Raw genomic sequence first — 12,387 nt, forward strand, 5'->3', positions numbered from 1 at the left:
TAATTGAAGAAAATATAATTCTTGAAATTATTTGTTTCATTTAATTTTTTTATTTTTAACATCATTTTTTATTTAATTCCAATATTGGTATGATCCATACATTCCAATTTTTAAAATATCTGAAAGTATATAAAAAATAAAAATTAATAAATTCATAAGGTTAACTATGTAATATAAAACAAGGGGTGGTTTCTATTAAGAAAATTTTAATGTCGTGCCTAATACTTTTATTAATCTCATCGGTTTATGCAGTCTCAGATGTTAAAATAACCCCATCAAATCCAAAAGTAGGAGATATTATAACAATAACTGGAAAGGCAAATCCTAATGAGGACATAAACTGTCAGGCATGGTTTGAAATTAGTCCTTCAATAGTAATCCAACCATACTTCTTACATAAAATGTATAATGTTGAAATTCCATCAACCCCTAATGCATTTAAAGTTATTGGGGAAAACGTAGATAGATTATATATAAATATAAAAATGGGTATATGGGTTACAAAGAGTGCAACTGCAAATAGCGATGGAATAGCAGTAATTTCCAAATCAAATGTGCCTGCTGGGACTTATGACATGGAAATTGGAGGAACAATTAAGGATCCATCAAAACCTGTAAAATTAAAAATCATAGCCTCTACAACCATAAAGGCTGATGAGAATGGGAATTTTAAATATTCCTATAAGGCAAACAACATTCCAGAAGGAACTGTTGTTCATTTGAATATTGGGGGGGTTAGTAGGGATGTTTTAATTGGGGGAGATACTCCAACCCCGCCTACAACAGTAACTGATAACACCACTACTACAGATAAAGTTCTGGATAAAGAGCCTCCAAAAATTATTGTTCTTTCTCCAAGTAAAAGGGAATTTAATACCGATAAAGTAGATTTTGATATTATTGTAGAGGATAAATCATCTTATTCTGTAAAAATCTATTTAAATGGAAAAGAAATTAAATACAAAAAAGAAGATAATCACTTATTTGGGACGTTATATTTAAATCCCGGTGAAAATGAATTAAAAATAGAAGCTGAGGATAAATTTAATAATAAAAATGAAGTTATATTAAAATTGATTTATACTTATAATAAAATTAGTGAAAATAAAGAAGAACAATCTAATAAAAATACTAATGAAATTAAAGAGATTATAAGTGAGAAAAAAACAGAAAAAAATAATAATCAAGAAAACATTGTTTATGGAACAGTTATAAAAAAAGTAGGAAATGCTACTTTAATAATAGAAGATGGAACAAAAATAAGTAAAGAGGGAGAGATAAATATAGAAGAAGTGCCTATCCCAAATACTACAATTTCTTACTTAATAACACCAGAAGATGCTGAATTTTCAAAACCTTTAGAATTAAGAATCAAAATAAAAAATAAAAATATTAGTGTTTTATACTATGATAAGTCTTTAAATTCTTGGATTAATGTTCCATATACAATTGATGAAGGGGAAGTTATAATAAAGATAAATAAAGGGGGGTATTATGCTATAAAAGAGTTAAATTTAAATGATGATAAATCTTCAATATTTGATAATATAAGAAACACTTTTGTTGTATTTTTCAATATAATTCTATTGATAATAAAAATGATATTTGGATTCATCTAAGAACTTCTTTGAGGGATAAAATGAAAGTTTTAATAACTGGAGGGGCTGGTTTTATAGGTTCTAATCTTGCTCTAACATTGCAAAAAAATTATGAGGTGGTAGTTTTAGATGATTTTTTTTCTGGGCATTTTAAGAATCTTATAGGTTTTGAAGGGGATATAATTTCTGAAAGTATTTTAGATGTAGATTTAAATCAATTTAAGGATGTGGATGTAATATTCCATCAAGCTGCGATAACCGATACAACTGTATCTGATCAAAGACTTATGATGAAAATAAATACAGAAGGGTTTAAAAGATTCTTAAATTTTGCTATTGAAAACAATACAACATTTATCTACGCTTCTTCAGCTGCTACTTATGGAAATGCTCCAGCACCTCAAAAAGAGGAAGATGCTGGAAAGCCAAATAATATTTATGGTTTTTCAAAGTGGATATGTGATTGTATAGCAAAGAGGTGCATGGAAAAATATCCTGATGCTCATATAGTAGGTTTAAGGTATTTTAACGTATTTGGACCAAGAGAGCAATTTAAAGGTAAAATGGCTTCTATGGTTTGGCAATTGATGAAACAGATGTTAGAAGGAAAAAGACCAAGAATTTTTAAGTGGGGGGAACAAAAAAGAGATCAAGTTTACGTAAAGGATATTGTAAATATAAACTTACTTGCTATGAAAGCTAAAGAAAGTTGCATAGTAAATGCTGGCACTGGAAGAGCTGTAAGTTTTAACCATATTATTGAAGTTTTAAATAGTATTTTAGGATTTGAATATGAACCTGAATATATTGATAATCCATATGAAGAATTTTACCAAAACCATACAGAAGCTGATCTAACGAAGGCTAAAAAGTATCTTGGATACAAACCAAAATGGACTTTTGAAGACGCTGTTAAAGATTATGTCGAATGGCTAAAGAAAAATAATTACATATAAAATATCTAGGTGAAAATATGAAAGTAGCATTAATTACTGGAATTACTGGACAGGATGGATATTATTTAACAAAACTGTTATTAGAAAAAGGTTATGAAGTACATGGTATTGTAAGGAGAAATAGTAAAAAGTCCTTAGGTAATTTAGAACATCTCTCTAAAGAGGAAAAAGAACAAATAAACATACACTGGGGGGATGTTACTGATAGTACATTTATCGATAGAACAATAAAAGAACTTAAACCAGATGAAGTTTATCATTTAGCGGCACAAAGTTTTGTTGGTTTCTCTTTTGAGAATCCTAAATACACTTATGATGTAAATATTGGAGGAACATTAAACGTTGTTAATGCTATAAAGGAATATTCTCCAGAGTCAAAATTATATTTTGCAGCGACTTCTGAACTATATGGAAAAGTTCAAGAAATTCCTCAAAAAGAAACTACACCATTTTACCCAAGAAGTCCATATGCAGTTTCTAAATTAGCCGGATTTTGGACCGTTAAAAATTATAGGGAAAGTTATGGTTTGTTTATGTGTAATGGAATTTTGTTTAATCATGAAAGTCCTATGAGAGGTCCTGAATTTGTAACAAGAAAAATCTCATTAGGTGTTGCGAAGATATATTATGGATTACAAAAGTACATTGAATTAGGTAATCTAAATGCAAAAAGAGACTGGGGGTTTGCTGGAGATTATGTTTATGGAATGTGGTTAATATTACAACATCATAAGCCGGATGATTTTGTTTTAGCTACTGGAGAAACACATTCTGTTAGAGAGTTTGTAGAAAAGGCATTTAAAGTTGTAGATATCGAAATAGAGTGGGAAGGGAAAGGGGTTAAAGAAGTAGGAAAAAATGCTGATACTGGAGAAGTTTTAGTCAAGGTCAATCCAAAATACTTCAGACCTGCAGAAGTTGATATATTGGTTGGAGATTATTCAAAGGCTAAGAAAGAACTTGGATGGGAACCTAAGGTTAAATTTGATGAACTGGTTGAGATGATGGTAAAAGCAGACTTAAAAAGAATTGAAAATAAGGAAATTATTTAAATAAACAAAATTTGGGATAAATATGGATAAAAAAGGAAAAAAACTCTTAGCATTAATTCCAGCATACAATGAAGAAAAATCCATTAAGACTGTAATTGAGAATATTAAAGACATTGCAGATGGAATTTTAGTTGTAGATGATGGTTCAACAGATAATACTTCAAAATATGCTAAGGAATGTGGTGCAGAAGTTATAAGATTTGAAAAAAATAGGGGAAAAGGTGCAGCTATTAGGGAGGGGTTTAGATATTTTATAAATTCACCTTATGATATTTGCTTTATATTTGATGCTGATGGACAGTATAGAAAAGAAGACATTCTCCCAGTATGTAAACCAATAATAAATGATGAAGCTGACATAGTTGTAGGTTCAAGATTTTTGGGGGAGTATAAAGAAGGAGCAAATATTAACTATAGAATTAGGATACTATGTAATCAAATTTCTACCTATGTAACAAGACTCATGTCTGGATTACCAACTACTGATGCTCAAAGTGGTTTAGTGGCTGTCAGCAAATATTCTGCTAAACAATTAGATTTAAAGGCAGATAGGTGGGGCATTCATCAGGAAATAATAATAAGGGCAGGTAAAAAAGGTTTGAGATATAAAGAAGTTCCAATAGTGTTTGAAAAAAGAATGCATGGAGTTTCTCGTTTAAAGGTTTTGAAGTATCCATTTACAGCATTTCCTGTGATGTTGAGGGCGTGGATTAGAAGGTGAAATTATGAATATATTATTTATTGCAAGAAATTATCCTCCACAGGTCGGTGGTGCAGAACGGCTTAATTATGAACTAATTCAGAATTTAAAAAATTTGATGGATATTGAAGTTATTCCAAATAAGTTTGGAAAGTACTCTCCATTATTTCATATTTATGCCGTATTTAAAGCAGTTTTGAATAGAAAGAATATAGAAGTTGTATTTTTAAGCGATGCTTATCTTTCTCCAATAATCCCGATTATTAAATTGATATTAAAAAAACCTGTTGTTATTAAAGTTCATGGTCTTGATATAACCTTTTCAAATAAAATATACCAATTAATTATTCCAAGATTTGTAAATATGGCTGATAAAGTGATCTGCATAAGCAATGCAACAAAAAAAGAATGTATAAGAAGAGGCGTTTCACCAGATAAGTGTAAAGTTATTCTTATAGGAATAAATGGAAAAGACCCTAATGATCATATGGACGAAAAAGCATACTCCAAATTTAATATTGATGAACATAAGTATATATTATTATCAGTTGGTCGTTTAGTAGAGCGAAAAGGAATTCATTGGTTTGTTGAAAATGTAATTCCTAAACTTATTAAAAAAGAAAAGAACATCACATATGTTATTGCAGGGGATGGACCCTATAGAGAAACTATTGAGAATATCATACTTTCTAAAGGATTAGAAGACTATGTTAAGTTACTTGGAAAAGTAAGTGATGATGATTTAGAGCTACTTTATAATATTGCGGATATCTTTATAATGCCGAATATTCCAGTTGATGGAGATATGGAAGGTTTTGGAATTGTAGTATTGGAGGCATCCTCACATGGAGTTCCTGTTATAGCTTCGGATTTAGAAGGAATACGAGATGCCGTAATAAATGGAAAAACGGGATTTTTGGTAGAACCATTAAATGAAGATGCATATGTGGAGAAAATATTAGAGATGTTAGATAAAGTTAAAAAAGATAGAAAAATGAAAGAAAATATCAAAAAATTAACATTACAAAATTACAACTGGGACAAAATTTCTCAGGAATATTATGATGTTTTTTGTTCAGTAATTAAAAATAAAAATTAATTTAAAGGTAGGTGCATAATGAAAATAGGAATTATTTCGGATAGATTAAATAGGCCATTAACTGGGATAGGAAATTATGTTTATAACTTAATAAATGAACTTTCAAAAATTGATAAAGGAAGAATTTATTTAATAAATTATAAAGAAAATAATTTGTTTCCAGAACTAAATAAAATTATCATAAAAAATCCATTTGAAAAATTTCCAAAAAAACCTTTCTATTTCTGGCATCTATATTTAAACTATTATTTAAACAGAAAAAAGTTGGATTTAGATATAATACATAGTCCAGAGAATATTCCAATATTTGTTAAATTGAAATATCAAAAAAAGATAATTACTGTTCATGATATTATCCCATATATATTTCCTAAAACATCTATTAAACTAAATTACTATAGATATAAATATATATTTCCTTTAATTTTAAAAACTACTGATAAAATAATAACAGATTCATACCACACAAAAAAAGATCTAATAAAACATTTTAAAATTCCAGAAGATAAGATAAAAGTTATTCACTTAGCAGCAAATGAAAACTACAAACCACTAAAAGAAGAGGAAATAAATAAAATAAAAAGAAAATATAATTTAAATTATCCAGTTATTTTATATGTGGGTGCATTATCTGCAAATAAAAACATTCCAACACTATTAAAAGCGTTCTATAAACTTAAAAAACAAGGAATAAAACATAAATTAGTTATAACTGGAGAAAAAAGATGGAAATACAAATCTATCTTCGAAACCATAGAAAAACTAAATTTACAAAAGGATGTGATATTCACTGGCTACGTTCCAGATGAAGATTTACCTGCATTGTATAATGCAGCGGATTTATTCGTCTATCCTTCTCTTTATGAAGGTTTTGGGCTTCCACCATTAGAGGCTATGGCATGTGGAACACCAGTTATAACCTCTAACACCTCCTCATTACCAGAGGTTGTTGGAGATGCTGGAATAATGGTTAATCCGTATGATGTTGATGAGCTCGCAAATAAAATGTATAATGTTTTGACTAATGATGGGTTAAGAGAAGAATTATCTAAGAAAGGTTTAGAGCGAGCTAAATTATTCTCTTGGAAAAAATGTGCAGAAGAGCATTTGAAGGTATATGAGGAAGTTTATAATATGAAATGAGGGGAAAGAATGAAAAGAATTTACAAAAATCCTAAAGATTTAGGAAGATACATGAAATATATAAAAATAGTAGATTTTATTGGAGATTGTATATTTTTTTATAAAAAAAGAAAAAAATTTAAAAAAGAAAATATAAAAAAAATATTGGTTATCAGATTAGACCATATTGGTGACATGATTTTATTATCTTCGTTCCTTAGAAATCTAAAAAACAACTTTCCAAACTCTGAGATAACAGTCTTATGCAGGGAGATGACAAAAGATGTTGCAGAGTGCATCCCATATATAGATGCTATCCAAATTTTAAATACTCCATGGCTATCTCGAAATGATAGAGATAGCTGGAAGAAAATATTGAAATATATAATAAAATATTACAAAAAATACGATTTAGTATTCGATTTAAGAGGAAATCCACTTCATAATATTATAGTATCATTAATTGGAAAATATTCTGTTGGTTATGGGTGTAAAGGACTGGGTTTTTTATTGAATAAAGAAATTATCTGGGAAAATAAACCAAAACATACGGTGGATAGAACCTTGGACGCCATAAGGGCGTTGAATTTACCCGTTGATAGTGGGAAATTAGAACTAAAAATAGATGAAAAATATTATAAAAATTTAAAAAATAAACTAAATTCCATAGATTTTGATAAAGATTTTATTATATTATGTCATCCCATAAGTGGGAATAAATGTAAAAATTGGTTATTTAATTATTGGAATGAATTAAACAACTTAATTCTTAAAGAAAATGAAAATATAATAATCTTATATGGTGGTTCAAAAAATGATTATTATATAATAAATAAAAATATAAATATAGATAATAAAAGAATTTTTAATATTGCAGGAGAATTATCCTTAAAAGAATATTTTGCATTAATTGACTTATGTAATTTATTAATAAGTGTTGATACTTTTGCAGTTCATGCAAGAGCAGCATTCAATAAACCATTAATTGGAATATATTCTGGAACAAATTATCTTCATGAATGGGAACCATATACATCAAAAAAAATTGTTTTTCAAGATAAAAGTTGTCCTTATTATCCATGTGAAAGCATTAAATGCTTATTAAAAGAACATGTTTGCATGAAAAATATAAGGCCTGAAATAGTATTTGAAGCATATAAAAAATTAAGAGAAAATTATGAAATTTGAAAATCCATTTAAATTACAGAATTGGAAATTTAAAAAATTTTTAATTGTAATTTTATTCGCTCATGTTCATCCATGATTGCCCAATAAATAGTATTTTGGCAAAACTGTTGTATCCTGAAATCATTTCGTTGTTCATGTTCATGTTATCACCTCTTTATTACATTTGGTATTTTCGAAGTATACTTCGTATGGGGTTTTAAAACTTAATGAGCGGTGTGGTTTTATTTGTAGGACTTTCGCAAATACATTTAAATACTTAGATTAACAATAAACCAGCTTCTTTACATAAAGAGATTATAGCATTCCCAACGGCTATTCGGTTTAGTTCTCTTCTAAACTCATACCAAGTAATCTTTTTATCAATTCTAACCCTCTCTAAAATAAAAAAAGCTCTCATGGCTAACGAGATATGCCCCAATATTGGAAGTCTCTTTCTAACGAAGAAATTTCCGATATTGCAGCACTGTTTAACACCTCTGTGGAATTCTTCGATTCTCCAAGAGGCGTTTCTGACCTCTTGGAATTCTTCGAAATCCATAAATAGGTTATTCGTTATATAATATACTGCCTTTCCGTTTTTGGAAAGGCAGACGAGTGGAGCATATCTATTCCAAAAATATATTCCGAAAATACACAACGTTTTTGATAGCTCTACACACGAATTAACCTCTGAAAGTAATATAAAAAGCATGTAAACGATAGACCCCATCTTTTTTAGCATATTATCCCAAAACAATTTTTGTTATTCAAAATAATAGTATAGGATTGCAATAGATATATTTAATTTAGTGATTATAATTAAATATTTGAATATACTTGCGAAAGTTCTATTAAGATTTTACTTTTTTAATAATGGATTCTGATAGGATGGACTAAGAGAAGAACTCTCTAAAAAAGGATTAGAAAGGGCTAAATTATTCAGTTGGAAAAAATGTGCAGAAGAACATTTAAAAGTTTATGAAGAAGTTTATAATATGAAGTAATTTCAATCAACATAGTTAAAATCATAAACTCTTGCCATTTTAGAATCATATACTACATTTTCATTTAATTCTAATAAATTTTTTAATTCTTTAGTTTCGTTTGGGGTTAAAGGAGCAACTGTTAATCCACCAAAAAAACCACTGTTAATTTCATAATCCGTCAATATAAACTTGGAAACATGATCTTTTTTCATGGATTTATATATATCACTAACACTTTTATGATATTTTACACCGGGTATTAAGAAGTATGAGAAAGCTGGTTTTGGAAAAATATGCTCTAATGATTTTAAATCACTTGACATAAATCCATACAATGCTGAACTTGATTCTAAAGATCCAACTACAATTTCTTGATTATCTATATTATGTATTAAAAAGTTAGAACATGTTTTAGTATCTTCTCTAACCTGATAAGGAAATGGGGAATGCCCACTAACTACATAATGTAATTCAAATGAAGAATCCAATACTAATAATAATGTAAGTAATATATTTGTTAACAACAGTAATTTACCAATATTCTTCCAAAGTTTTTCCTTAGAATTATGCAAATAAAATATTGGTATTAAAATTAATGAATTCAAAATCCATCCATTTGGCAAATAAAATGATAAATTACCTCCGTAGTTTATAAAGTAAGTAAACATCCAAGTTGCATCTATACCAATTATTAAAATATATATATATAATATATGATTAATATTTAGTTTTTTATCTTTATTATTTAAGCATTTTATTGTAGTAGATAAGAATAAAATCACTGATACAATTACAAACAATATATGCCACCATTTTTTAACAAACATCCACTGTTGACTAAAGATATATCCGCTTTGTTTAGTTATTATTCCCGAATCTGAACTATTAGTTATTATTCCCGAATCTGAACTTATACCTACAACTCTATCTATTAATGTATTTATTAAAATCCCTAAGGTCTCTAACATATTCCCTCCTGATTTGCCCAAATTTATAAAGTAGAAATTTTGAAGTGTTAATACTATTATAAAAATTAGGGCGATAATTTTTAATTTTGATTGCAATTTTATATCAAATTTGATCCCCAAATATTTTAATAATTCAAGAGATATGATGAATATAATTAATCCACCCGTAAATGTCATTGTAAAATTATAATGCGTAAATAAATTAGCTATAAATATAATAACCATCAATAAAAGTATTTTTTTATTTTCTACATAATTTGTTTCAAAATATTTTAGAAGTAAATAAAACATAGTAAGTACATAAATCAAAAAAATACCATGATATTCCATGACATAAAATTTTCCAATTACATACTTACATATAAACGCATAAATTGTAGTCATCAGTACAAAAAATACAATTATAGAGTATATTTTACTGTTTATTTCACAATATTTGCTAAATATATTATATAATTTATTAAATATTAGGTATAGCAAGATACAATATGTAAAATACGGTATTATAAGATAACTTACAGAATAAGTATTCAATCCTGTTACTTTAGAAATAACACAATTAATAATTCCAGATAACGGCTCATATATAATAAAATCTTTTGTATGTCCTTGCCATGCTGAGTACTTTGCATTATTGGATATAAAGTCAACTGAGTCATAATAGTTATTAAATTCACTAAATGTTTCTGCCATGATTATAGTAGATGGAATAAATGGATCACACTGAAAATCTAATGTCATAATATTAATATATAATCCACATGTAAATAGTACGATCAATATAATTTTATAATATATATTTATTTTCATAAAATCCCCATGATTTTGGTGATATAATGGATAAACGCTTATTAATACAAAATATTGACATAATATTTATACTTTTATGTCTGATTATTGTAAGTTATTATATGGTCTTTGAAAAATATAATATACTTAGAGTTATTTTTGGAAGTTTAATGGTTTTGTTTTTTCCAGGTTATTTATTAATAAACACATTATTTTTTAATAACAAAATATTTAATAATTTAGAAAAATTTGGATTATCATTAGGGTTGAGTATTTGCATAACTGGATTGTTGGGATTTGTTTTATCATTAATTTATATTATTTCAGAATATACTATATTACTAACTATATCGTTATGGAATATATTTTTTTCAATGCTATTATTTATTATGCGAGCATATAACTACAAATAACCATAAACACTTAAAATCTAACTTTAATAAAATCAATCCCGTCCTATTTTCAAAAATTTGGGAGTGTCAACTTAACGACTTCTACCAAAATTGTAAAACATTATAAAGCTTTTAACCCAAATAAAACCGTTTTAAAACTACTATTCGTAAGAAATCTATTAAAGAACCTTTTAGTTCTTCTTCTAAGCACTGAAAAGAAGCTTTTTACACAGTTTCTCAGTCTAAATCAAATTCTTCTGAATTATAAGCCTAACTTCTGTAATGCCTAAGGATACCACGTCCATCATCTGGGCTTAGTATCTTATTTCGCTTAAAGAGCTTTTTCTCTTTAATTCGTTCCTTTATTGCTTCTATCGTGAGCTCCATATTTACTATTTTTGTGGATTAAATATTAAAACGTATCTTGACACTGTCTATTATGATATTAAAATAAAACCTACAATACTGGAGAAAGTTAGATGTTATTATCTTAAATCTCTTTTTCCATACTTCCCTATAATTCCATCTAAAATTCCTTTATAATAATACTTTAACAAATAAGGCTTTCTTTTCAAAAAAACAAAGTTAATAAATCTTCGAGCATGTTTATAAGTTAAAAACCAAATTAAAAATAATAAATAATTAAAAAAATTATTATGCTTTTTTGCAAATATTACTGAGTTCCTGGTTGTATAATATACAACAGTAGGTGAAAACTCACCACCTGAACTCGCAGAATATTTATGCCAAATTTTAGAAAGTGGGGTACAATACATTAGATATTTTTTTGATATTCTAAACAACCAGTCACTTTCTTCATGATATAAAAAAAACTTTTCATCTAACAGTCCAAATTCATTAATTGCTTTTGTTTTTACCAATATACAACATCCCACTAAAGAATCAATTTGTTTTATTACATCGTATTGTCCATTATCTATCTCACCATAACCTATCATATTATAATTCCATATATTCACTATATTAAATGGGTTCTTTTTTACAGATACTCCAACAGTTTGAATTTTATTTGGTTCTGAGTAAAAATATACTTTTGGTCCTACTACTCCAATCCTCTCATCACTTTCAGCCACTTTAACCATTTCAATTAAAAAATCCTTATCTACAACTGTATCATTGTTTAAAAGTAAAACATATTTAGGATTTAAAACATTCAGAGCAAATTTAATGCCTACATTATTTCCACCTGCAAATCCATAATTATCTTTATTTTTAATTAATATTAGCCTTCTATTTGGATTTAATTGTTCATATTTTTCTTTATCTAAAAATTTACCATTTCTTGCTTTATCCTCTGTAAGTTCAAAGACTTTTATGGGTTTATTTTCTTTAGAGTATTTAAAGAATTTTGAATTAACCTCTATCTCTCCATTGCAGTATTGTTTAATTTTTTCTATGGATTCATCTTCTGAGTTATTATCTATTACAATAACATTATAATTATCATAATTTATCCTGTATAAAGATTCTAAGCATTCTATTGTATCTCTCCAGCCATTCCAGTTTAAGATTATTATGGATACTTTTGGGTCCATAA

10 protein-coding genes and 3 pseudogenes are annotated in these 12,387 nt (G+C 27.4%); 9 read left to right on the plus strand and 4 right to left on the minus strand.

What is annotated here, in order from left to right; translation table 11 throughout:
* Window positions 1-209: 209 nt before the first annotated feature.
* From METIG_RS07675 to METIG_RS07705, 7 genes are read left to right on the plus strand one after another with little or no spacing between them, the layout of a single operon-like run.
* Window positions 210-1,619: a hypothetical protein gene (locus METIG_RS07675; protein WP_048055593.1), complete on the plus strand. Its 1,410-nt coding sequence runs from the start codon at window positions 210-212 to the stop codon at window positions 1,617-1,619.
* Between the two features lie 20 nt (window positions 1,620-1,639).
* Window positions 1,640-2,554: an ADP-glyceromanno-heptose 6-epimerase gene (gene rfaD / locus METIG_RS07680; protein WP_013799647.1), complete on the plus strand. Its 915-nt coding sequence runs from the start codon at window positions 1,640-1,642 to the stop codon at window positions 2,552-2,554.
* A gap of 17 nt (window positions 2,555-2,571) precedes the next feature.
* On the plus strand, window positions 2,572-3,606 hold the full coding sequence (gene gmd, locus METIG_RS07685; RefSeq protein WP_013799648.1) for a GDP-mannose 4,6-dehydratase: 1,035 nt from the start codon (window positions 2,572-2,574) through the stop codon (window positions 3,604-3,606).
* Between the two features lie 22 nt (window positions 3,607-3,628).
* On the plus strand, window positions 3,629-4,327 hold the full coding sequence (locus METIG_RS07690; RefSeq protein WP_013799649.1) for a glycosyltransferase family 2 protein: 699 nt from the start codon (window positions 3,629-3,631) through the stop codon (window positions 4,325-4,327).
* 4 nt (window positions 4,328-4,331) lie between these two features.
* A complete protein-coding gene (locus tag METIG_RS07695) occupies window positions 4,332-5,405 on the plus strand; it encodes a glycosyltransferase family 4 protein (protein ID WP_013799650.1) in 1,074 nt (357 codons plus the stop codon).
* Between the two features lie 18 nt (window positions 5,406-5,423).
* Entirely contained in the window at window positions 5,424-6,548 is a 1,125-nt protein-coding gene (locus tag METIG_RS07700; RefSeq protein WP_013799651.1) for a glycosyltransferase family 4 protein, read from the plus strand.
* Window positions 6,549-6,557: 9 nt separating this feature from the next.
* Window positions 6,558-7,715 (plus strand): glycosyltransferase family 9 protein, encoded by a 1,158-nt coding sequence (locus tag METIG_RS07705; RefSeq protein WP_013799652.1) that lies wholly within the window; start codon window positions 6,558-6,560, stop codon window positions 7,713-7,715.
* A gap of 256 nt (window positions 7,716-7,971) precedes the next feature.
* Here METIG_RS07705 and METIG_RS07710 read toward each other — a convergent pair.
* A pseudogene (locus METIG_RS07710) lies at window positions 7,972-8,319 on the minus strand (IS701 family transposase); the annotation flags it as partial.
* A gap of 262 nt (window positions 8,320-8,581) precedes the next feature.
* On the opposite strand from METIG_RS07710, the pseudogene METIG_RS09765 reads away from it, so the two are divergent.
* Window positions 8,582-8,698 (plus strand): annotated as a pseudogene (locus tag METIG_RS09765) (glycosyltransferase family 4 protein); the annotation flags it as partial.
* A gap of 2 nt (window positions 8,699-8,700) precedes the next feature.
* On the opposite strand, the gene METIG_RS07715 reads toward METIG_RS09765, so the two are convergent.
* Window positions 8,701-10,458: a hypothetical protein gene (locus METIG_RS07715; RefSeq protein ID WP_013799654.1), complete on the minus strand. Its 1,758-nt coding sequence runs from the start codon at window positions 10,456-10,458 to the stop codon at window positions 8,701-8,703.
* A gap of 26 nt (window positions 10,459-10,484) precedes the next feature.
* Between METIG_RS07715 and METIG_RS07720 the strand changes: the two genes are divergently transcribed.
* Window positions 10,485-10,850, plus strand: coding sequence for a DUF1616 domain-containing protein (locus tag METIG_RS07720; RefSeq protein WP_013799655.1), 366 nt, complete (start codon window positions 10,485-10,487; stop codon window positions 10,848-10,850).
* Between the two features lie 71 nt (window positions 10,851-10,921).
* Here METIG_RS07720 and METIG_RS09655 read toward each other — a convergent pair.
* Window positions 10,922-11,076: pseudogene (locus tag METIG_RS09655) on the minus strand (IS6 family transposase); the annotation flags it as partial.
* A gap of 238 nt (window positions 11,077-11,314) precedes the next feature.
* Window positions 11,315-12,385, minus strand: coding sequence for a glycosyltransferase family 2 protein (locus tag METIG_RS07725; protein WP_013799656.1), 1,071 nt, complete (start codon window positions 12,383-12,385; stop codon window positions 11,315-11,317).
* Window positions 12,386-12,387 lie beyond the last annotated feature (2 nt).

Origin of the sequence: Methanotorris igneus Kol 5 (assembly GCF_000214415.1) — an archaeon.
GTDB classification, from domain to species: domain Archaea; phylum AGJL01; class Methanococci; order Methanococcales; family Methanococcaceae; genus Methanotorris; species Methanotorris igneus.